This window comes from Dethiosulfatibacter aminovorans DSM 17477, from assembly GCF_900142005.1.
GTDB lineage: Bacteria > Bacillota > Clostridia > Tissierellales > Dethiosulfatibacteraceae > Dethiosulfatibacter > Dethiosulfatibacter aminovorans.
In genome coordinates this window covers 253,240-276,676 of record NZ_FQZL01000006.1, presented here as the reverse complement: position 1 = coordinate 276,676, position 23,437 = coordinate 253,240, and the positions used below count along the sequence as shown (strand labels likewise).

Annotated in this window: 22 protein-coding genes and 1 other annotated feature; all 22 genes read left to right on the top strand. The window is 38.5% G+C overall.

Annotated elements, in window-relative coordinates:
* Window positions 1–8 precede the first annotated feature (8 nt).
* Window positions 9–656 carry a potassium channel family protein gene (locus tag BUB05_RS04820; RefSeq protein ID WP_073047991.1) on the top strand — a complete coding sequence of 216 codons (648 nt, stop codon included), beginning with the start codon at window positions 9–11 and terminating at the stop codon, window positions 654–656.
* Window positions 657–1,427, top strand: coding sequence for a TrmH family RNA methyltransferase (locus BUB05_RS04815; RefSeq protein WP_073047988.1), 771 nt, complete (start codon window positions 657–659; stop codon window positions 1,425–1,427).
* Between the two features lie 24 nt (window positions 1,428–1,451).
* Window positions 1,452–1,647, top strand: a binding site (T-box leader).
* A gap of 105 nt (window positions 1,648–1,752) precedes the next feature.
* The gene (gene pheS, locus BUB05_RS04810; protein WP_073047985.1) at window positions 1,753–2,775 is read left to right on the top strand and encodes a phenylalanine--tRNA ligase subunit alpha; all 1,023 of its coding nucleotides are present in this window, start codon (window positions 1,753–1,755) and stop codon (window positions 2,773–2,775) included.
* A gap of 11 nt (window positions 2,776–2,786) precedes the next feature.
* Complete coding sequence (gene pheT / locus BUB05_RS04805) at window positions 2,787–5,180, top strand: phenylalanine--tRNA ligase subunit beta (protein WP_073047982.1); 2,394 nt, start codon at window positions 2,787–2,789, stop codon at window positions 5,178–5,180.
* A gap of 33 nt (window positions 5,181–5,213) precedes the next feature.
* The gene (lgt, locus tag BUB05_RS04800) at window positions 5,214–6,047 is read left to right on the top strand and encodes a prolipoprotein diacylglyceryl transferase (RefSeq protein ID WP_342747081.1); all 834 of its coding nucleotides are present in this window, start codon (window positions 5,214–5,216) and stop codon (window positions 6,045–6,047) included.
* Between the two features lie 141 nt (window positions 6,048–6,188).
* Complete coding sequence (mraZ, locus tag BUB05_RS04795) at window positions 6,189–6,626, top strand: division/cell wall cluster transcriptional repressor MraZ (protein WP_073047979.1); 438 nt, start codon at window positions 6,189–6,191, stop codon at window positions 6,624–6,626.
* Between the two features lie 9 nt (window positions 6,627–6,635).
* On the top strand, window positions 6,636–7,565 hold the full coding sequence (gene rsmH, locus BUB05_RS04790) for a 16S rRNA (cytosine(1402)-N(4))-methyltransferase RsmH (protein ID WP_073047976.1): 930 nt from the start codon (window positions 6,636–6,638) through the stop codon (window positions 7,563–7,565).
* 9 nt (window positions 7,566–7,574) lie between these two features.
* Window positions 7,575–8,072: an FtsB/FtsL family cell division protein gene (locus tag BUB05_RS04785; RefSeq protein WP_073047974.1), complete on the top strand. Its 498-nt coding sequence runs from the start codon at window positions 7,575–7,577 to the stop codon at window positions 8,070–8,072.
* Between the two features lie 81 nt (window positions 8,073–8,153).
* Entirely contained in the window at window positions 8,154–10,199 is a 2,046-nt protein-coding gene (locus BUB05_RS04780; RefSeq protein WP_175548504.1) for a penicillin-binding transpeptidase domain-containing protein, read from the top strand.
* Between the two features lie 118 nt (window positions 10,200–10,317).
* Complete coding sequence (locus BUB05_RS04775) at window positions 10,318–11,802, top strand: UDP-N-acetylmuramoyl-L-alanyl-D-glutamate--2,6-diaminopimelate ligase (RefSeq protein ID WP_073047969.1); 1,485 nt, start codon at window positions 10,318–10,320, stop codon at window positions 11,800–11,802.
* Window positions 11,792–12,766, top strand: coding sequence for a phospho-N-acetylmuramoyl-pentapeptide-transferase (gene mraY, locus BUB05_RS04770; protein ID WP_073047965.1), 975 nt, complete (start codon window positions 11,792–11,794; stop codon window positions 12,764–12,766). The genes BUB05_RS04775 and mraY overlap by 11 nt, the downstream gene beginning before the upstream one ends.
* Window positions 12,767–12,776: 10 nt before the next feature.
* Complete coding sequence (gene murD, locus BUB05_RS04765; RefSeq protein ID WP_175548503.1) at window positions 12,777–14,138, top strand: UDP-N-acetylmuramoyl-L-alanine--D-glutamate ligase; 1,362 nt, start codon at window positions 12,777–12,779, stop codon at window positions 14,136–14,138.
* Window positions 14,128–15,222, top strand: a complete 1,095-nt coding sequence (gene ftsW / locus BUB05_RS04760; RefSeq protein WP_073047959.1) for a putative lipid II flippase FtsW — start codon at window positions 14,128–14,130, stop codon at window positions 15,220–15,222. The genes murD and ftsW overlap by 11 nt, the downstream gene beginning before the upstream one ends.
* Window positions 15,223–15,235: 13 nt before the next feature.
* A complete protein-coding gene (murG, locus tag BUB05_RS04755; RefSeq protein ID WP_073047957.1) occupies window positions 15,236–16,354 on the top strand; it encodes an undecaprenyldiphospho-muramoylpentapeptide beta-N-acetylglucosaminyltransferase in 1,119 nt (372 codons plus the stop codon).
* The gene (locus BUB05_RS04750) at window positions 16,347–17,165 is read left to right on the top strand and encodes a cell division protein FtsQ/DivIB (protein WP_073047954.1); all 819 of its coding nucleotides are present in this window, start codon (window positions 16,347–16,349) and stop codon (window positions 17,163–17,165) included. The genes murG and BUB05_RS04750 overlap by 8 nt, the downstream gene beginning before the upstream one ends.
* Window positions 17,155–17,862 (top strand): DUF881 domain-containing protein, encoded by a 708-nt coding sequence (locus tag BUB05_RS04745; protein ID WP_094762712.1) that lies wholly within the window; start codon window positions 17,155–17,157, stop codon window positions 17,860–17,862. The genes BUB05_RS04750 and BUB05_RS04745 overlap by 11 nt, the downstream gene beginning before the upstream one ends.
* A gap of 13 nt (window positions 17,863–17,875) precedes the next feature.
* A complete protein-coding gene (locus BUB05_RS04740) occupies window positions 17,876–18,571 on the top strand; it encodes a DUF881 domain-containing protein (protein ID WP_073047948.1) in 696 nt (231 codons plus the stop codon).
* A 16-nt stretch (window positions 18,572–18,587) separates the two neighbouring features.
* Window positions 18,588–18,926: a DUF1290 domain-containing protein gene (locus BUB05_RS04735; protein ID WP_094762710.1), complete on the top strand. Its 339-nt coding sequence runs from the start codon at window positions 18,588–18,590 to the stop codon at window positions 18,924–18,926.
* Between the two features lie 52 nt (window positions 18,927–18,978).
* Window positions 18,979–20,103, top strand: a complete 1,125-nt coding sequence (gene ftsZ / locus BUB05_RS04730; RefSeq protein WP_073047945.1) for a cell division protein FtsZ — start codon at window positions 18,979–18,981, stop codon at window positions 20,101–20,103.
* A 68-nt stretch (window positions 20,104–20,171) separates the two neighbouring features.
* Window positions 20,172–20,627, top strand: coding sequence for a transcriptional regulator NrdR (nrdR, locus tag BUB05_RS04725; protein WP_073047942.1), 456 nt, complete (start codon window positions 20,172–20,174; stop codon window positions 20,625–20,627).
* A gap of 174 nt (window positions 20,628–20,801) precedes the next feature.
* The gene (locus BUB05_RS04720; RefSeq protein WP_073047939.1) at window positions 20,802–22,127 is read left to right on the top strand and encodes a DUF512 domain-containing protein; all 1,326 of its coding nucleotides are present in this window, start codon (window positions 20,802–20,804) and stop codon (window positions 22,125–22,127) included.
* Window positions 22,120–23,436, top strand: coding sequence for a ribosome biogenesis GTPase Der (gene der, locus BUB05_RS04715; protein ID WP_073047936.1), 1,317 nt, complete (start codon window positions 22,120–22,122; stop codon window positions 23,434–23,436). The genes BUB05_RS04720 and der overlap by 8 nt, the downstream gene beginning before the upstream one ends.
* Window position 23,437: the final 1 nt, after the last annotated feature.

Sequence of the window (23,437 nt, the reverse complement as noted above, 5' to 3'; positions counted from 1 at the left end):
TGATAGATATGAAACAGTTTGTAGTAATAGGATGCGGAAGGTTTGGATCAAGTGTGGCAAAAACCTTGTGCAAGCTTGGTTATGATGTTTTGGCAATAGACAAGGACCCTGAGCAAATTCAGGAAATCGCTGAATATGTTACGCATGCGGTTCAAGCCGATGCCATTGATGAAAACGCATTGAGAACAATTGGAATCAGGAATTTTGATGTGGCAGTAGTTACAATAGGGTCCGACATACAGGCTTCCATAATGGGAACTCTTTTGGCAAAGGAGCTTGGAGTCAAGAAGGTTATCGCCAAGGCTCAAAATGAACTTCATGGAAAGGTTCTTTACAAGATTGGAGCCCACAAGGTTATATTCCCTGAAAGGGACATGGGGATAAGGGTTGCACACAACCTTGTTTCATCAAATATTCTTGATGTTATTGAATTTGCACCTGACTACAGTATAATAGAGGTTGTTGCACAGGATGACTGGACTGAAAAATCACTGAGAGAGCTGCAACTTCCAAATAATTACGGTGTAAGTGTAATGGCCATTAAAACAGGTGAGGATCTCAATATTTCTCCTTATGCCGAAGATATTATTAAAAAAGGCGATACACTCATAGTCATAGGCGACAATGCCAGCCTTAAGAAGCTGGAGCAGGATTAAATGATAAAAAGTGCCGATAATAAGAAAATAAAGCTGGTTAGGTCTCTTTTTACAAAAAAGAACAGAGACAAGCTTGGTCTATACATTGCTGAAGGGGAAACTCTTGTTGATGAATATGCTTCTGGAACGGATCTTATAGAGTTTATACTTGTCTCTGAAGATTGCAAATCGCAAAAGTTTGTCTCCGATGAAGACTTGGTGTTCTCTGTTGAAAAGAAGATATTCAAAAGCATCAGTAATACGAGCAATTCCCAGGGAATTCTTGCCGTTGTCAGAAAAAGGGAATCCAATATTGAAGATCTTCTGAGAAGCAATCTTATTGTTTTTATAGATGCATTGCAGGACCCGGGAAACATGGGAACCATTATCAGGTCTGCAGATGCTTTTAATGCATTGGCTCTAGTAGTAAACAAGGGATGTGTTGATGTTTACAATCCCAAGACTGTCCGGTCTGCCATGGGGTCTATGACAAGGGTATCCTTTTACAATGCAGGGGACAGCATTGAAACATTGGAATTCTTAAAAGAAAAGGGATACGGGATATATTCTGCGGTAGTCGATGGTGATTCCTACATGGAGGATCTTGATTATTCGGGAAAATCCGTAATTGTTATAGGCAATGAAGGCATTGGAGTCAGTGATGAGATAAAGGAAGCCAGCGATGTGAAATTTAGCATAAGAATGACGGGTAAGGCCGAATCATTGAATGCAGGAGTGGCGGCAAGTATATGTCTATATAAATTTAGCAATAAAATGTTTGAAAAACAATGATTGATTTGTTATAATCAATCATGATTAAAAACTTTGATAGGGCAAAGTAGGTCGGGATGTTTAAATTCCAGAGAGAAATGACTAGGCTGCAATCATTTCATTTGACTCGACTGAAATTTCACCTTGGAGTTGACAGGCTGAATCAAGTAGGCTTGTCCGGGATGACCGTTAACCTTTTTAAGTAAAAACAAGAGTGGTACCGCGATACTTCGCCTCTTACGAGGAACGCAGTGTCGCTTTTTTTATAGCTTTAGAAAGCAGCTAACACGGCAAAGCTGTGTTCTTGTTATTCGGAGAATATTATTTATTTTTGAAAGGAGTAAAAATGAAAGAACAATTAAAGAAAATCGAAAGTGAAATTTTGGAAAAGATTCCAAAGACAAAAAGCATTCAGGAGCTTGAAGATATTAGAGTTGGAGTTCTTGGTAAAAAGGGGGAACTTAAAAATATACTCAAGGCCATGGGAGGCCTGTCAAATGAAGAAAGACCTGTAATTGGCAAAATGGCCAATGAAATAAGAGAAAACATTCAGAATGCCCTTGAAGATGCAAAAAAGAAAATCAACGAGGAAGAGCAGCTGAAGAAACTTAAGGAAGAGAAGATAGATGTGACAATCCCCGGCAACTACACAGCATCAGGGCACAGACATCCGTTGATGCAGGTAAAGGAGCAATTGGAGAACTTATTCCTCAGCATGGGTTTTGATGTGATTGACGGACCTGAGATTGATACTGTCGAGAACAATTTTGATGCGCTGAATGCTCCTGTTGACCATCCGTCGAGAGACAAGTCGGATACATTCTACTTTTCAGATGACCTTATTTTAAGGACTCAAACCTCGCCTGTTCAAATAAGGACCATGAAGACTCAAAAGCCTCCTATCAGGATGGTATCTGCCGGAAGAACATTCAGGTTTGATGATGTTGATGATACTCATTCTCCTATGTTTCATCAGATGGAGTGCCTGGTGGTTGACAAGGGGGTTACCCTTGCAAACCTTAAGGATTCAATAGACAAGTTTGTTAAGGCTCTATTCGGAGAAGATATGAAGACGAGATTCAGGCCTCACAACTTTCCTTTTACCGAGCCAAGTGCCGAGGTTGACGTATCCTGCCTGAAGTGCATGGGAGAGGGTTGTGAAGCTTGCCATCATACGGGATGGAGCATGGAACTATTAGGATGCGGAATGGTTCACCCGAATGTATTGAGAAACTGTGGAATCGATCCCGAGGTTTACAGCGGATATGCATTTGGAATGGGAATAGACAGAATAACAATGGTTAAGCATGGCATCCATGATATAAGACTTTTGTTCGATAACGATCTTAGATTTTTAAAACAGTTTTAGGAGGAAATTAAATGTTAGTACCTGTAAATTGGTTAAAGGAATATGTTGATATAGATGGACTTGAAATAAGAACAATAGCGGATAGACTCACAATGACAGGCTCCCACGTGGATGCAGTTGTTAATTTGGACAAGGACATAAACAATGTTGTGACGGGAAGGATAGTTGAGATTGAAAATCATCCTGAAGCAGACAGACTTTTGGTAACAAAGGTTGACATAGGAAACAAGGTTGTTCAGATTATTACCGGAGCAAAAAATATAAAGCTTTATGACATAGTACCTGTAGCACTCCATGGTTCGGTTCTCGCAGATGGGACAAAGATCAAGAATTCCAAGCTGAGAGGTGTCTTGTCGGAAGGAATGATGTGTTCCTATGAGGAGCTTGGGATTGAAGATAAATTGATTCCAAAGGAGTCAAAGGATGGAATACTGATTTTTCCGGATGAAATGGAACTCGGAATTGAAGCGAAAAAAGCTCTTGAAATGGAAGGGTATTTGCTTGATATCGAAATCACCTTCAACAGGCCGGACTGTCTCAGTGTTATTGGAATAGCCAGAGAAGCTGCTGCAGCAATGGATAGAAAGCTTACTCTGCCTGAAATAAAAATAAATAATCCTGTAGGCAACATTAATGATTATATAAATGAAATAAGGATAGAGTCTCCTGAACTGTGTACAAGATATTATGCGAAGGTTATAAAGGATGTGAAGATAGGCCCTTCTCCATTGTGGCTGCAAAGGAAAATAATGGATGCTGGAATGAGGCCTATTAGCAATATAGTAGACGCTACAAACTATGTAATGCTTGAAATGGGGCAGCCCCTTCATGCCTTCGACCTTGAAAAGATGGCTGGAAGAAAGGTCGTTGTAAGAAGAGCGGGAAAAGGTGAGAAACTCATGACTCTTGACAAGGAGACAAGAGAGCTTACAAGCGATATGTGCGTAATTGCCGATGAAAATGATGCCCAGTGTATAGCGGGTGTTATGGGAGGATATGATTCGGAAATCACTGATGATACAAAACTGATCATTATGGAATGCGCCAATTTCAATCCCACTTCCACAAGACTTACTTCAAAAAGTCTGGGACTGAGATCTGAAGCTTCTTCGAGAAATGAAAAGCCTCTTTCTCCGCAAAATGTATCTTATGCAAATGAAAGGGTTTGCCAAATTATCGAGATGATTGGAGCAGGTACTATTGTTGAGGGAGCCATAGATGCAGGCAGAAACGAATTTGAAGATGCTACTGTTGAATTGAGGCCATACAGATGTACTGAGCTTTTGGGAGTTCATATAGACACTGATGAAATGGTGAAAATCCTAAATTCTCTTGAGATCGAAAGCATATATGACGGCCAGAAGATTGTTTCAAAGGTTCCTCATTTCAGACCTGACATTCAGCAGGAAGCCGACCTCATTGAAGAGGTTGGAAGAATCTTTGGTATGGAAAGAATCGAACCGAAGCCGTTGAAGGGAAATATTTTGAAGGGAAGCATATCCGATTTAAGGAAGGTAGAGGCACGAATAAAAAATTATCTTACAGAGTCGGAGTTTTGTGAAACAACAACATATTCGTTTATAAGTCCGAAAAAATACGACAAGATGAACTTTAACGAAGACAGTGCACTCAGAGAATACATCAAGATACTTAATCCCCTGGGAGAAGACTTCAGTTCAATGAGAACAACTCTTTTGCCCAACCTGGTTGAAGTAATAGGAAAAAACATCAATTATGGCACTAAAAAGGGAAGAATTTATGAAATCGGAAATGTGTTCAAGTCAAATGAATTTCCAATCAAGGACCTTCCGGATGAAATAAGCACATTGTCGTTAGGTATGTTTGGAGATGCGGATTTCTATACAATCAAGGGGGTTCTTGAGAATATATTCAATAAATTCCAGATAAAGGCAGAGTACAGGGTGCTTGAAAACAACCCTGCATTCCATCCTGGAAGAACTGCAGCAGTATTTGCAGAAGGCGTATATATTGGCGTTGTAGGAGAAATCCATCCTATAGCTGCAAAGAATTTCAATATAAAGGAAAGAGTATATGCGGCTGAAATCAACCTTGAAAAGATATTGGAGCTTAGCAAGGAAGAGAGGAAATACAAGGAAATACCAAAATATCCTTCTATTACAAGGGATATGGCTGTAGTCGCCAAGGATGAAGTAAATGTAGGTGACATTATTTCAGACATTGAGACAAGGGGATACGAGTACCTTGAATCAGTAGACTTCTTTGACATATACAAGGGAATGGGAATAGAGGACGGACACAAGAGTCTTGCGTTCTCCCTTGTATTCAGATCGCCTGAAAGAACTCTTCAGGATGAAGAGGTTCAGAAGATATTTGAGAATATTATAAAGAATGTTGAAGATAAGTTTGATGCAAAACTAAGATAAAAAAATGAAGGGGGCGGAGACGCCCTCTTTCCTTTGAGTGATTTCATTGTGTTGTTTGAAATTACATTGCCTATTTTGTTTGACTGTAACTGCAAAAATATATATAATAGACTATTGTTGGAGGTGATTCAAATAAATCCGGTAGCTTTTGAATTATTCGGTATAGAAATAATGTGGTATGGAATACTTATAGCATTGGGGGTTTTGATTGGAACGCTGTTGGCTATGAGGGAAAGTAGAAGGATAGGTTTCAGAGAGGAAGACCTCATAGACCTTCTGATATTTGCCATACCAAGTGCCATTATAGGAGCAAGGCTTTATTATGTAATATTCAATTTTGACTATTACAAGGGAAATCTTTTGGAAATGATAAACATAAGAGGTGGTGGCCTTGCTATACACGGCGGATTGATAGCAGCAGTTCTTGTAGGTGGAATATTCTGCAAGGTGAGAAAGGTGAAATTCTGGCAGATAGCGGATATTACGGCTCCCAGTATCGTTCTGGCACAGGCTGTAGGCAGATGGGGGAATTTCATCAACCAGGAAGCCTATGGAGTCGAGACGGATCTGCCTTGGGGAATAGAAGTGGCAGGAAAAATTGTTCATCCCACTTTTCTTTATGAATCCCTGTGGAACATACTGGTTTTCATATTTCTCGTATGGTACAGGAAGAACAGAAGGAAAAATGACGGTGAAGTGTTTGCCCTTTATGTGATACTCTATTCCGTAGGACGGTTTTTCATTGAAGGGTTGAGAATCGACAGCTTGTATTTTGGAAGCTTCAGAGTTGCGCAGCTCCTCAGTGCATCACTTGTTCTATTGGGAATCATAGTATTTATATTCTTGAGAAAAAAACAAAAAAAATAATCATACAAGATTAGAAAGAACTTTTCATTTAAGTGAAAAGTTCTTTTTTTCATTCTTTTCCATTTTTTTTTGATTTTTTGCAAAAAAGTGGTATAAAAAACCCACGATGTGGTATAATATACCCATGAGGTGGTGAGAAAAGTGTTTACCGGTGAATACTTTCATACTTTTGACAGTAAGGGCAGAATTATTATACCTGCCAAATTCAGGGGAGAATTGGGCGAAAGTTTCTTTTTAGGCAAGGGTTTTGACAATTGTCTTTTTGTATACCCCAATTCTGAATGGGAAGTTTTCCTTGAAGAACTTAAAAAGCTGTCAGTGTTGAGCAATGAACAGAGGAAATTCACAAGAAAGCTGCTGTCCGGTTTTATTGAATGCAGTATGGACAAGCAGGGTAGAATACTTTTGCCTCCTAATTTAAGAGATTACTGCAGACTTAAGGATGAAGCCGTAGTCATAGGGGTCTTGAATCGCATAGAAATATGGAACAGAGAAGATTGGGATAAATACTCCGATGATGAAAATATGGATTTTGAAGATATGGCTGAAAAAATGACCGAACTTGGACTTAATATATAGGAGGGCTACATGGAATTTTCGCATAAACCGGTATTGTTTGACGAATGCATAGAGGGACTCAAAATCAAAGAAGATGGCATATATGTAGATTGTACCCTTGGTGGGGGCGGACATACATCTGCAATTGCCGCAAAGTGCCCAAAGGGCAAAGTTATAGCAATAGACCAGGATATTGAAGCTATTAATAATTTCAAAACGAAGTATCATGACCTTGATAATGTAGTAACAGTTTATGACAATTTTAAGAATATCGGAAATATATTGAAGAGACTAAACGTTGAAAAGATTGACGGGGCACTGATAGACCTTGGAGTATCATCTTATCAGCTTGATAATCCGGAAAGAGGATTCAGCTATATGAATGATGCGCCACTGGACATGAGGATGGATTCAGGACAGAAGGTCACAGCCAGACACATAGTGAATGGATATACTGAGGAAGAGCTTAAAAGGATAATATCTGAATACGGAGAAGAAAACTGGGCTGCCAGAATAGCAAAGTTCATAGTTGAAGAGAGAAAAGAAGCCTTTATCGAAACTACAGGGCAGCTTGTATCTATAATAAAGAAGGCGGTTCCCAAAGGAGCCAGAAAAGACGGACCGCATCCGGCCAAACGTACGTTCCAGGCCATACGGATAGAAGTCAACAGGGAACTGGAAATAATCGAGGAGACAATACAGTCTTTGGTTGACAATATGGGAAAGAAAGGAAGGCTTTGTATAATTACTTTCCACTCCCTTGAAGACAGAATAGTAAAAAACAAGTTCAAGTATCTTGAAAAGGACTGTATTTGTCCTGAAAGCCAGCCGGTCTGCACTTGTGATAAAAAGAAGGAAATAAAAATAATAACACGGAAGCCCATAATACCTACGGAGGAAGAACTTGAATACAATCCAAGGTCCAGAAGTGCAAAATTGAGAATAGCTGAAAAACGTTGAGGTGATATTATGAGTACTATAACAGGCAAAAACAATATAGATTATCAGGATGTAGAAAGGTATTACAGGATTAAGGAAGATGCACTTATTAAATCCAAGAAAAAAAAGCAGAAGAGCAGTAACGGCAATTTAATTCAGTTTAATTATTTTCTGTTTGCTGCGGTTTTATTCATACTTTCACTGGGAATCATATTCAATTATGCTGCAATCACTCAAAGTAAAATGGAAATTAACAATTTAAACAAGGAAATTGAATTGCTTGTTAAGCAAAAAGAAGATATACTTATATCGTTGGAAAGTATAAAAAATTCAAACATTATCGAAAAAAATGCAATGAATTATCTGGGTATGGATTATGCAAACAGCAGTCAGAACAATTTTATCGCTGTTAAATACAGCGATGCAGTTGACGGAGAGTTTGCATATGACAGTTTTTATAACGACAGCGCTTCCCTGGATAGAATCATTGAAAAAACTTTTTTGTTGTTTGCTGATGAGGGTATTTAAATGTCAAAACCGAATTTACATATAAAAAAGAGAATCATTTTTCTAATGTTTCTTTTTTTTGCGTTTATGGTGGCTTTAATTGTGAGATTGGGTCAGTTCCAGCTCATTGATGGAGATGTTTATAAAAAAGAAGCATTTGAACAATGGTCTAGGGATATTTCAATCAATGCCAGCAGGGGTACTATTTATGACAAGAAGGGCAAAAGGCTTGCTGTCAGTGTCAAGTCAGACACAGTGGTTTGCTTCCCGAGAGATATAACAAAGTCCATTAACAAGAGTAATCAGGAAGTGCCTGTGGAAATTGTAGAAGACAAGGGTGTAATGTATAAAATACTGAACATATTCAAGGCGGAAGAAGAAACGGTGGAAGATGACGCCATAGATAAAGAAGCTGTTCAGGCTGAGATAGAGAATGAATACAATGAGATTGCCGTGAAGCTCTCTGAAGTGCTTGAAATGGAAAAAGACGAGGTATACAGCCTGATTACAAAGGATTCCGAATATGTAACCATTAAAAGGTGGATTACAATTGAACAGGCGGACAAGCTCGAAGAGATGGATATTGTTGGAATTAAGATTATTGAAGATACAAAGAGGGTTTATCCCTATGGAAATTTCGCCTCATATATTCTGGGTTTTACAAATATTGACCAGGTGGGACTCTACGGCATAGAAAAGACCTATAATGAATATCTCATGGGCGAGCCGGGAAGAAGAATTGTCAATACGGACAGTAATGGCGTTGAGCTTCCCTATGACGGATTTGAGGAATATTTTGAGCCTGTAGACGGACTTAACGTTGTGCTCACTATTGATGAGGTAATACAGCATTATGCTGAAAATGCAGTTGAAAAGGCCTATTATGACAACAGGGCAAAAAGTGCCACTATGCTGATTATGGACCCTGAAACAGGAGACGTACTTGCAATGGCAAGCAAACCGTCATATGACCCCAACAATCCAAGAGAGCCTTATGACGAGACTATGGAAAAACTCTGGGAGGGGCTGAACGACAATGAATTGACAGAAAAATGGTACGACCTCTGGAGGAATCCGTCAGTCAATGACATATACGAACCCGGGTCAACCTTCAAGCTTTTGACCGGGGCCATAGCGCTTGAAGAAAACAAGGCCAGTCTGGATACTAAATATTACTGCGACGGATATGTGACGGGGATTGAAAGTGCAACAACGATAAAATGCTGGAGATATTACAATCCCCATGGCGAGCAGACTTTTGCAGAGACTCTGCAAAACTCCTGCAACGATGCATTGGCTGACATGGGGCTTGCAATAGGAAAGGAAAGGTTCAGGCATTATATAGATGCACTTGGCTTTGGTGAAAAGACAAACATAGAGCTGAACGGAGAGGCTTACGGTCTCGTAAACGAACCTGCAAACATGAAGGATGTCAATACTGTTACCCAGTCATTTGGTCAGGGAATTTCAGTTACGCCTATTCAACTTGTCACTGCACTTTGTTCGCTTTGCAATGACGGCTATCTGGTAAAGCCAAGAATAGTGAAGCAGTTGGTGGACAATGATGGCAACATAGTCAAGGAAAATGAAGTGGAGATTGTCAGAAGGGTTTTTTCTGAAGAGACCTGCAATGATATGCTCTATGCAATGGAATCAGTGGTAAGCGAAGGTTCCGGCAGAAATGCATATATACCTGGATACAGCGTAGGAGGCAAAACAGGAACTGCCCAGAAGGTTATTGGCGGCAAATATTCGGAAGACATGTATATTACATCTTTCATAGCGGCCGCTCCCACCTATGATCCGGAGGTTGTGGCACTCATGATTATTGATGAGCCGAAAGATTCGTATTACGGTTCTACAATTGCCGCGCCGGTAATTGGCGATGTTTTGGAAGAGGTATTGAATTATATGGATGTTCCTCCGGTATATACCGACGAGGAAAAGGTTAAAATTGAGAATTCCTATGTGATTGTTCCTAATGTTACGGGAATGAACATCAAGGATGCCAGCGGTCTCCTTGAAAAACTGGGACTTGAGCATAATGTAACCATCAATGTTGATGAAGAGATGGTTGTCAAGGAACAGTATCCCAAGGAAGGCACGGAGGTTATGAGAGGTTCGGTTATAACGATTATGCTTAATTAGTGCTATGGTGCTCAGGACATATGTTCCTGAGTATTTCAGCTGGGAGGTATTAATTAAAGTTGATTTTATGCTGTAATAGTATTATTATATTGTAAGATTAGACAATGAGAGGTTTAGTATGCGTGTTAAAGGAATACTTAATAATATTGAATATTGTGATTTTAAAGGCGATGAAAATGTTGACATAACAGATATCACCTATGATTCAAGAAAAGCTGACCCGAACACCGTTTTTGCAGCTATAAAGGGTTTTGAGAGGGATGGGCACGAGTATATAAAGGATGCATGCAGCAATGGATGCAGGGTTGTGTTGTGCCAGGATATGCCCGAGGAAATCGACGAATGTACCTTTATAAGGGTTGGTGATACAAGAAAGGCCATGTCGGATATTTCATATCTGATGCAAAGACCCGATGAAGGCTTGAACTTAATAGGCGTAACGGGAACAAACGGAAAAACCAGTACTACATACATATTGAAGAAAATATTTGACCACCAGGGGATTATGTCGGGGATAATTGGAACCATGGGAGCCGTAATTGGAGAAAAAAAGGTTAAACTCAACAATACTACCCCCGAGTCCCCGGATTTGCACAATCTTATGAACAGGATGAAGGATGAAGGAATTGAAAACTGCTTTATGGAGGTTTCGTCACATTCCACAGAATTATACAGGGTGAAAAACCTTAAGTTCAAGAGCGGTATCTTTACAAATCTGACAAAAGACCATCTTGTATTCCATAAGAATATGGAGAACTATTATCAGGCAAAGAAAAAATTCTTCTATAATTGCGAACTGTCAATAGTAAACATGGACGATGAATACGGAATGAGGCTCTACAGGGAGCTTAGAGAAGAAGGAATCAATGTCAGGGGATTTTCAATGCAAGAGGATTGCCATTACAGGATCAGCAATTGCAGAATCAACAAGGACGAATCCAGATTTTTGATTTCATTTAACGGAGAAGATCATGAAGTGAAAATCAATACTCCTGGAATGTTTAATGTATACAATTATACAGGAGCCCTGATAGCGGCTCTCGAATATGGAATTGACATTGAGGATATAATAAAGGCTTATGATCTCTCATCAGGAGTTGTTGGAAGATTTGAATTCCTGCCTACAAAACTTGACTGCACCATAATACTGGATTTTGCCCATACACCCGATGGTCTTGAAAAGGTTATGGAGACAATAGACCAGTTTGCAACAGGTCGCAAGGTGGTTATGTTTGGAGCTGGAGGAGGAAGGGACATAGCGAGAAGAGCCTTGATGGGAAAGGTTGCCGGAAGGTATTGTGACTTCGTAATGATTACTGCCGACAATCCGAGATATGAAAATATCATCGACATATGCAATGAAATAGCAGGTGGAGTGAAGGAATACCACAACAATTACATGATAATTGAAGACAGGGGAGAAGCGATAGACTATCTTATCAAAAATCATGAAAAGGACGATGTAATTCTTCTTGCAGGAAAATCAACGGAACCATACCAGGTTGTTGAAGATAGGAAGGTGCCGCACTTTGAAAGGGAGCTGGCGATGAAATCCATTGAATCCGCAGAAAAACAAATGAAGGAGACAAGCAATGACAAATAGTACTATTTTTGCATTTGCAGCAGCCTTTATAGTGACTGCGGTTTTGGTGCCTTTGATGATACCGTATTTAAAAAAATTGAAATTCGGACAGACAGTAAGGGAGGAAGGACCTGAATCCCACAAGGTTAAAACAGGGACACCTACCATGGGCGGCGTCGCAATAATGGCTGCGGTATTTGTGGCATATCTGGCATTTATTGAAAAGAACATTGTATCAGCTATTACCATGACTGTAATAGCAGGCTTTGGCGCAGTGGGTTTTATTGATGACTACATAAAGGTTGTGAAAAAAAGAAATCTAGGACTGAGAGCCTGGCAAAAGCTATCAGGACAGCTCTTGTTTGCGCTTGTTCTGGTTGTTTATCAGTATGTGTTTACTGATATGGGAGGGGGCATATACATTCCTTTGGTTGAAAAATATTTGAACATGGGAATCTTTTATATACCTTTCGCCATGATTGTTGTACTTGGTATTGTAAACAGTGTGAATCTCACTGATGGTTTGGACGGCCTTGCCTCCGGTGTAACATTGATATTTATGGTATTTTTCGTATTGATTTCTTTTGTGATTGGAAGCAGGCTGCAGAGTGTTGCAACACTTGTATCCTTTGCATCAGCAGTTGCAGGGGGATGTATTGGATTTTTAATTTACAACAAGTATCCTGCAAAGGTATTTATGGGCGATGTGGGATCGCTGGCTCTTGGAGGTGCAGTTTCAGCCTTAATGGTTTTATCCGGTGCCATGATCGTGTTTCCAATACTTGGAGCAGTATTCCTTGCTGAAACACTTTCGGTTGTCATACAGGTTGTTTCATTCAAGACAAGAGGAAAGAGAGTGTTTCTGATGAGCCCCCTTCACCATCATTATGAAGAGAAGGGATGGAAGGAAACCAAGGTTGTAACAAGATTCTATTTGGCTGCAGCAGTATCGGGACTGTTTGCCGTTGCAGTAGTATTCATATAAGGGGATGCAGATGACTAAAGGAAAAATATTGATATATGGATTGGGGATCTCTGGTATATCAGCCTTAAAAAGGTTGAAGGCCGATGGTATCAAGGCAGATATAGTTGATAGGAAAACAAGGGAGGAGCTTAAGCCAATTCTTGTTGATATTGGAATGTCCGATATGAAAATTTACAGTACAGATGACAGTCTTGACATGAGTCAATATGCTGTGGTTATAAAGAGCCCGGGAATACCAAATGATGACCCTGTGCTTGATGCTGCCAGAAACAGCAATGTTGAAATAATAAACGATGTGGAGTATGCCTACAGAAATTGTGATGGCAGCTTTATTATAGGAATTACCGGGACAAACGGCAAGACTACCACTACGACCATTATAGGCGAAATGATAAATCAGTGGAAGGGAAACGCTGTTGTCACCGGCAACATCGGATCCGGAATAATGTGGGATTTCAAGGATATGGGCAGTGAGGACATAGGAGTAGTCGAACTAAGCTCATTTCAGCTTGACGGAGTTGTCGAATTCAGACCTAATATTTCTGTTATTACAAATATAAGTCCCGACCATATATCATGGCATAAAACATATGAAAACTATATTGAAGCAAAACTTAAAATAACGGCAAATCAAACCGAAGATGACTATTGCATAATCAACTATGATAACGAGATATCGAAAAGTGGAGTTGAGGATGTGAAGTGTAAAAAACTGTATTTTACTACAACAGACGAAGAGGTTGAAGGTATTTATGTAAACCAAGGGAGGATTGTGCTAAATATCGTTGAGCCTGAATATGTCTGCGATACAGATCAAATATTCATACCTGGTTTACATAATTTAGAAAATTGTCTTGCTGCGATCCTGGCATCCAGGCTGGCAGGAGCTGATATCGAATCTATTAGAACGGTGCTTGAATCATTTAGAGGAGTAGAGCATAGACTTGAATATGTAGCAGATGTAGAAGGGATAAGTTTCTATAATGATTCAAAGGGTACAAACACAGATGCTTCAATCAAGGCTATAAACAGCTTTGAATCACCGGTCCACATAATACTTGGAGGAATGGACAAAGGTGAGGAATTCAAGCTTCTAGTGGAGAATTTGAAAGGCAATGTGAAAACTGCAAGTATTTTTGGTGAAACCAAGCATAAGATAGCAGAGACAATGAAAGAAAATGGATTTCTTGACTATGAAATCTACGATACATTGAAAGAATGTGTAATGAGTTCATATAATAAAGCAGCTCACGGGGAAATAGTTCTTTTGTCACCAGCTTGTGCAAGCTGGGACATGTACGATAATTACATGGTCAGGGGAAGAGAATTCAAGAGTATAGTATTTGATTTGGTGGATAAAAATGGAGAATAGAAAGACAATTGACTGGCTGTTGTTTTTAACGACTCTAATAATAGTACTTTTCGGATTTGTTATGGTGTACAGTTCCAGTTATCCTGATGGATACTACAATTTTCAGGGAAATGGATTCTTTTTTCTTAAAAAGCAGATAATAGCAGGTGTTTTGGGTTTTGTAGCAATGATTGTTACATCTTTTATCGACTACAGGATATACAGGAAGTTGAACAAGATATTTCTTGGAGTAATATTATTAGCTGGATTTTCACTGTTTACTGCAGCAGGAACTACTGCAAACGGAGCACAGCGATGGGTGAGTATTGGTGCATTAAGTATCCAGCCTTCCGATATCATAAAAGTGACAGCAATAGTGTATATGGCATATTTTCTTGAAAAGAACAATGATTTCATAAAGAAATTCGGCAGAGGATATATTCCTGTTTTGGCAATGATAGGTATGTTTGCAGGAATAATTGTAATCCAGAATGATTTGAGTACAAGTTTTGTTCTGGCGCTTACACTGGGAGTAATGTATCTCTGTGCCGGTGCAAACATTTTGCATGTATTCCTTACCATTATGATTGGAGCTTCGGGAATTGCTTACTTTATAGTAAACGAACCTTTCAGAAAACTTAGGCTGATAAGTTTTCTTGATCCTTTTGAATATAAGCTTTCAATTGGATGGCAGGTTGTCCAGTCAATATATGCTCTTGGTACAGGAGGATTGTTTGGGCTGGGGCTTGGCAAGAGCAGGCAAAAGTTTTTTTATATTCCGGAAAGCTACAATGATTTCATCTTTTCGATAATTGGAGAGGAATTGGGATTCATTGGATGTTTCATAGTCATTCTTTTTTACATAGTGATTATTTGGAGAGGTTTCAGAATTGCAATAAATGCAAATGATCTTTTTGGTTCTTTTCTGGCAGTGGGAATAACTGCATTAATTGGGATACAGGCTCTTGTTCATATTGCAGTTGTCACTTCTTCCATGCCTCCGACGGGAATAGCGCTGCCTTTTATTAGCGCTGGAGGGACATCGTTGATGATATTCATGGCTGCAATGGGAATATTGCTTAACATTTCAAAAAATTCAATATAAGTCAGAGGTGTTTATGAAGTACATACTTAGCGGTGGAGGTACTGGAGGGCATATTTCTCCAGCGCTGGCCATTATAGATATAATAAGGGAATATGACGGTGATGCTGAAATACTATACATTGGTTCAAAGAATAGTATGGAGAGCGAACTGGTTCCAAAAAGAAACATAAGGTTTAAGTCAGTTAGTACTGGGTATATTAATAGAAAGCTTTATTCTCCATCCAACATTAAAACACTTTTCAACAATATTGCAGGCTTGATTCAATCCATGGCCCTGATGAAAAAGGAAAAGCCGGATATAGTCATTGGAACGGGAGGATTTGTATCGGGGCCTGTAGTTCTTGGGGCAAGACTGTGTAAGATCAGAACAATGATACATGAACAGAACGTATATCCGGGGATAACCAACAAGCTTCTTGGAAGAATATCAGATGTTGTAATGTTGAGTTTTGAAGAATCCGGGAAATATTTTGCCAAATCCAAAGAAAGGGTCCTTGTGGGAAATCCCGTTAGAAAGGATTTGTTTGATTTTGACAGGGAAGAATCAAGAAAGGAAATGGATATAGAGGGTGATAGATTTTTCATATATTCCTTTGGAGGAAGTGGCGGCCAGTTGAGTCTGAACAATGCCGTCATGGAACTGATAGATCTTATTGGAGGCGATGAAAGGATACAGCTTTTGCACGTTACAGGAAAGAGGCTTCATGAAAGATTTTTAAAGGAGCTGGAAGATAAGGGAACAGTATTGCCTGATAATGTGGCTGTACAGGATTATATGTTTGAGGCACCAAAGGCGTTGAATGCCTGCGACTTGGTACTTGGCAGTTCCGGAGCCATTACAATTGCAGAAATAACATCACTGGGTCTTCCTTCGGTCTTGATTCCAAAAGCATATACTGCAGAGAACCACCAGGAAAAAAATGCCAGAAGTGTTGAAAAATCAGGCGCTGCATATGTTCTTACTGAGGATGAGGTTACAGGCGAAAAACTTTATGATATAATAAATGAGTTGATTGAAAAAAAAGATGTATATGAAAAAATGCGGTCTGAAAGCTTGAAACTTTCTAATTCAGACTATAGTAAAAAGATAAATGATGCTATTGGGAAGGTATTAGAAATTAAATATGAGTGAATTTGAAGTATCAAGGGAAGCTTTAAGAAGAAAAAGAGAAGAAAAAAGAAAGATAAGAAGAAGAAAGAAAATCAGGAAACTGTTGGTTTCAATGACTGTGTTTTTGGCTTTGGCTGGAATATATTATACTGTTTATTATACAGACTTCTTCTCCCTTGAAGAGATACTTGTAGAGGGTAATCATGAATTGTCACCAGATGAAATAATCAGCGATTCCGGATTGAGAAAGGGGGAGAATCTGCTTTTCATCAACAAAAAAGGTATTGTTGATAATATTAATCAGATACCCTATATAAAGGAAACAGTAATCAAAAAAAAGTATCCCGATGGTATGGCTGTTTCTGTCGTTGAAAGAACCGCAGAAATATCCCTAAAGACTTCAAATGAAATAATATTGTTGGATTTTGAAGGGATTCCCCTTGAAGCAGTCGATGAAATCAATGAGGAATCTATGGTAGTTGAAACTGACAATATTTATGAATGTGAAATGGGTAGAGCAGTTTTATTCGAAGAAAATAATATTTCCTTTGATTTAATTGTAGATTTAATGTATTATATTAGTTTAAACGAGATGGTTTATGTTAACAAACTGAAGATATCAGGGGATGATGTTTATGTACTTTTGGACGGCGGGACCCTTGTTAAGCTTGATCAGGATAAAGACATGAAATATCAACTTGTTTTCAGTAAAAATATTATAGATGAAAGAACAGATAAAAACCAGGATATCGATGGCTTGATTGATTATACCAAGGGAGAAAATCCTGTTTATATAAGTTCTGAAGATTCGGAGGACCGTTTTGAAGAATAAATTATTGATTTTAATCGTTAGTCTGGTCCTGGGGTTTATACTTGCATTTCAGTATCAGGTTGTAAAAAACACTTCAGGCGAAACTGAGATTTCTCAAAAGGTGAATGAATTAAAAAGTGAATTGAAAAATGCCGAGGAAGAAAAGGAACAGCTTGTGGCGGATTTGAACGAGATAGAAAGCAGACTTAAGGAATACGAGAGTGCTGCAGCAGAGGAAAGTATCTATGTCAAGAATCTCACAGAGGAGCTGGATAAATTCAAAATAATGTCGGGCTATACCGATGTATCAGGTCCCGGGGTCGTAATTACCCTCGATAACCCTGATATTGAAGATCAGTTTGGTGAGTTCAATTCAAATCTTATATACAATTACGAGTATATTCTTCTTGTACTGAGCAATCTTAATGCTGCCGGTGCTGAAGCAATTTCCATAAACGGTCAAAGGCATACAAACTATACAGAGATAGTGCCGGTTGGAACTCATTTGAATATAAACGGGATGTCTGTCATACCGCCTCTTGAAATAAAGGCAATAGGCAACAAGCAGACTCTTGAATCTGTATTGAATTTCAAGGGTGGCGTTGTTTGGGAAATGAGGAATTTGAATTTCAAAATAGATATTGAAGTAGAAGATGAAATTGAGATTCAAAGGCAATTGAAAACTATTGATTTCAAATATGCTCAGTCATATGAATAATGATGGTGGCACTATGAAGAAAGGATTAGCAGTATTGATATTGTCTCTGACAATTGGTTTGCTGTTGGGTACTCAAATAGTTAATGAATCAAAGGATTTTGTTTTCATCAATATAAATACTGTTGCCGGTTTGTCAACTGAAGTGGAAATCATAAATCAGGACATTGAAGATATTAAAAATATTATAGAAAGAAGCAGAAATGAACTTGCAGAGTATGAGATGCTTGAAAGCAATGGAGAAGATATTTCTGTTTATCTGAATGATGAAATTGATAAAATGAAAGCAATAGCAGGATATACAAATCTGAGAGGCGAGGGAATCATGGTCAAGCTTTCGGACAATATGGAAGAAAGCCATGGGAATATTAATTATGATCTCATCCATGATATGGATGTAACCATAATAATCAACGATTTGATCAACGCTGGAGCAGAAGCTGTTTCAATAAACGGGAAAAGAATACTTTCCAATACTGAAGTTGTATGTATAGGTCCTTTAATAAGGGTTAACGGAGAAGGTATTGCAGCCCCGTTCATTATTAAGGCCATAGGCAACAAGGATGAGTTGTCTGCTGCTATAAATGCTCCAAATACTTATGCATACAATTTAAAAACAGTTTATGGAATAGGTATTGAAACAATGAAAAGCAATTTTATTCTTATACCAAAATATACGGAAAAAATTGAGTTTGACTATATAGAAAATTAAGGATGGTGGTGATATCATGTTGATTGCAGGTATAGGAATTATTATAGGATTTTTGCTGGGGCTTGCGCTCACTCTGACATACAGTGCGACGTTCACCTTGTATATTACACTTACTATTTTGATTTTACTGGAAAGCCTTTTGAGGATTATCAGGGATTCCTCAAAGGATTTGGATATCTTCAAGGAAATACTACTGGTTCTATGTGAAATAATATTTGCCTGTTTCCTTGCTTTTATCGGTGAAAACCTTGGTATTTCATTATATCTGGTAGTAATGCTTGTATTCGGTCTGAGAATATTCAACAGTTTTAATATTATTGTTAGAAAGATTATTAAATATGATAAAATAAATTGAATTTGACTATTTTTATGCTATACTTTAAATAGCATAATCGGGGAGGTATATTATGTTTGAATTTGATGTTGATCCTGTCAGCTTGGCGAAAATAAAGGTTGTAGGAGTAGGTGGTGGCGGTAATAACGCTGTTAATAGAATGATAGATGCTGATGTAAAAGGTATTAACTTTATAGCAGTAAATACAGATAAACAGGCTTTGCTTAGTTCAAAGTCCGACAACAAGATACAGATTGGTGAGAAGTTGACAAATGGATTGGGAGCAGGTTCTAATCCAAATATTGGATTTAAGGCTGCCGAGGAAAGCAAAGCTGAACTTCAGGATGTACTTGAAGAAACAGACCTGGTATTCATAACTGCAGGAATGGGTGGTGGAACAGGTACCGGCGCAGCGCCATATATTGCAGAATTGTCCAGGGAAAAAGATATTCTTACGGTTGCAGTTGTAACGAAGCCTTTCATGTTTGAAGGCAAGAAAAGAATGGACAATGCAAGACAGGGTATAGAGAAGCTTAGTGAATCGGTAGATACAATAATTGTAATACCAAATGACAAATTGCTTGAAATCACTGACAAGAAGGCAACTCTTCTTGAAGCATTCGATATAGCTGATGATGTATTGAAACAAGGTATACAGGGCATTTCTGATCTTATAGCAATTCCCGCAGTTATAAACCTTGACTTTGCCGATGTGAAGACAATTATGGCTAATCAGGGACTTGCTCACATGGGGATTGGATACGCTACAGGTGAAAGCAGGGCGATGACTGCAGCCAAGCAGGCTATTAAGAGTCCCCTCTTGGAAACTTCGATAAATGGAGCAAGAGGAGTGCTTATAAATATTACCGGTGGCGTGGACATGGCTTTGCATGAAATCAATGATGCGGCAAGGCTTATAACTGAATCAGCAGATCCGGAAGCAAATATAATTTTCGGTGCAAATATTGAAGAAAGCCTTGGGGATTCCATTAAGGTAACTGTAATTGCAACGGGATTTTCCGAGCAAAGATTGGAAAAGCAGGAAATAAAGGCTGAGCCCGAAAAGAAACCGGATGAAAACAAAGACGGTGAAAAGAAAGAAGACGATCCTTCGTCTCCAAAATTGAAAACTTCTTGGGATTTAGATATTCCAAGTTTCATAAAGTCTGATGAAAAGATAAAATTCGAAAAGGAATAAAAATACATTAAAACCTATGAAAGGACTGAGGCGTTCAGTTCTTTTTGAGGTGCTTCCGGAGGATTTATATGAAATGTCCATTTTGTGAAAATGAAGAAACAAAGGTTATAGATACGAGACCAACAGATGAAGGCCATACAATAAGAAGAAGAAGAGAATGTATGAGTTGTGGAAAAAGATTTACAACTTACGAAAAGATTGAAAACATACAGCTCATCGTAGTGAAAAAAGACAAGACCAGAGAAGTGTTTGACAGAACCAAGATGCTTAATGGAATAATAAGGGCTTGTGAAAAAAGGCCGGTTCCCCTTAAGGAGATTGAAAGAATTACGGACAATATTGAGAAGAAACTTCAGAATTCTCTTGATAATGAAATAACATCCGACAGGATTGGCGAGCTGGTTATGGAAGAATTAAAAAACCTTGATGATGTGGCATATGTAAGATTTGCATCTGTCTATAGACAATTCAAGGACATTAATACCTTTATGGACGAGCTGAAAAAATTGATTAACGGTAATTAACCTAAAACTGTTGGGTTCACACTGATCTATTATTGATTTAGTTGATGATGAAGCCGGGTAATCTGGCTTTTTTGTTTATGAAGCAGGATGGTTTTTTGTCTTGCTTGGGAAAGAAGGAAGTTATAACAATAAAGGTAATTATTGCAGATGAAGTAAGGAGAAACAGGAGAAACAATGGAAAAAAATCGAATAATAGATGTTCTTGACGGAAGTATAAGTCAGGAACTAGGTGTCGAAAAGGGTGACTACCTTATAAGTATAAACGGTGTAGAGGTTAGTGACTGCATAGAATATAGATTCCTGGAAACAAATGATTATATTGAGCTGGAAATCGAAAAGAAATCCGGAGAAATATGGGTACTTGAAATTGAAAAGGAAACAGATGAAACATTGGGTATAGTGTATGAAAATTCCTTGATGGACAAGGTGAAAACATGCAGCAATAAATGTGTATTCTGCTTCATCGACCAGCTCCCGAAAGGAATGAGGAAGTCGCTCTATCTCAAGGATGATGACTCCAGGCTTTCATTTCTACTTGGAAACTTTCTCACCATGACAAACATGAAGGAAGAGGAACTTGACAAGATTATCGAATATGGCATAAGTCCCATTAAAATATCTGTACATTCAACAAATCCTGATATAAGAAAAAGGATGCTTAAAAATGAAGCAGGGGGCAATGTACTTGAAATAATAAAGCGGTTTCAGAATACAAACATCACAATAGACTGTCAGATAGTACTTGTTCCTGAATTCAATGACAGGGAGGACCTGGAGAATACCATTGAGGATTTGATGGGCTGCTATCCAACTGTAAGAAGTGTTGCCATAGTACCGGTAGGTCTTACAAAGCACAGGGATGGTCTTGAAGAAATCAGAGGATTTACCGTCGAGGAATCAAGATATGCAATAGACCAGGTTGAAACTTATCAAAAGAAGTATCTTGAAGAGATAGGAACAAGGTTTGTCTATTTAAGCGACGAATTTTATATAAAAGGCAAAGTGGAGCTTCCGGGATATGCTGAATATGAAGACTTTACACTGATTGAAAATGGTGTAGGGATGGCAAGACAGTTTGAAAGAGAAGTCGATGATGCTTTGGAAGAAATCGAATTTGATGAGAAAGAAAATGCATGCAATAAGGTTTCAATGGCGACGGGAGTATTGTCATACGAATTTATGAAGAATATTGGCTTAAGAATTGTTGAAAGATTCAAGGGCCTGTCAATAGAAGTTTTTGAAATAAAAAATGAATTTTTCGGCGAAGAGGTTACTGTATCAGGACTTGTTACCGGAGAAGACATAATTAAACAGCTGAAAGGCAGAGTGAAAAGCACCCTTTTGATTCCAAGGGACATGTTGAAAAGCGACGAGGATATTTTTCTGGACGACTTGATGCTTGAAGAAGTGGAAAATGAACTGGGTGCAAGAATAATACCTGTAGAAGTAAATGGATACAGTTTGATTAATGAAATAATTGGAGAGTGTAATAATGAGTAGACCTATTGTAGCAATAGTGGGAAGGCCTAATGTCGGGAAATCCACCTTGTTCAACAGAATAGCGGGAAAAAGGATAGCAATTACAGAGGACACCCCTGGTGTTACCAGGGATAGAATCTATGCAGAGGCTGAATGGCTAAACAAGTATTTCACCTTGATAGATACAGGAGGCATAGAGCCTGCAAGTGAAGATATTATCCTGAAACAGATGAAGAGACAGGCGGAAGTGGCTATAGACACAGCTGATATAATATTGTTTCTCGTAGATGGAAAAAACGGAGTGACATCTGCAGACAGGGATGTTGCTGAAATGTTGAGAAAATCAAAGAAGAAAGTTATATTGGCATGCAATAAAATGGACAAGTTCGTCGACGAAGGCAACATTTTTGAGTTTTATGAACTAGGCATTGGTGACCCTGTATCCATATCCTCTACCGAGGCACTGGGTCTTGGAGACTTGCTTGACGTTATCATAGAAAATTTTCCGGAAGAAAGTGATACTGAATACAATGACGAAGTAATAAAGGTTGCAGTCATAGGAAAGCCCAATGTGGGAAAATCATCATTGATAAACAGGATCCTAGGACAGGAACGGGTAATTGTAAGTGACATTCCAGGAACTACAAGGGATGCCATAGATACATATTTTAAATCAAAAGATCATGAATTTGTGTTTATTGACACGGCAGGTATAAGAAAAAGAAAAAAGATATATGATAATATTGAAAAATACAGTGTTGTAAGGTCTTTTGCTGCAGTTGAAAGGGCTGACATATGTTTAATGATAATCGATGTGAATGAAGGCGTTACCGAACAGGACACAAAGATAGCAGGCTATGCCCATGATAATGGCAAGGGTATAATAGTCCTTATAAACAAATGGGATTTGATTGAAAAGGACGACAAAACCTATAAAACATTCATAGATGATGTCAGGAACAAGCTGCCCTTTATGACTTATGCACCAATATTTCCAATATCAGCCCTCACAGGTCAGAGGGTAAACAAAATATTGGATGAAATCATTGAAATCAATAATTTTAGAAATATGAGGATAGCTACTGGCGTGCTGAATGATGTAATAAATGAAGCCGTATTGATGAACCAGCCAAGAACTGTAAAAGGCAAAAGGTTGAAAATCCTCTATGTATCTCAGGTTAGTGTATGTCCTCCGAAGTTTGTGATTTTTGTAAACAACAAGGAGCTTATGCATTTCTCCTATGTAAGATATCTGGAAAATAAAATAAGAGAAAACTTTTTATTCAAGGGAACACCGGTTGTTTTCACCCTAAAAAATAGAGGAGATTAAG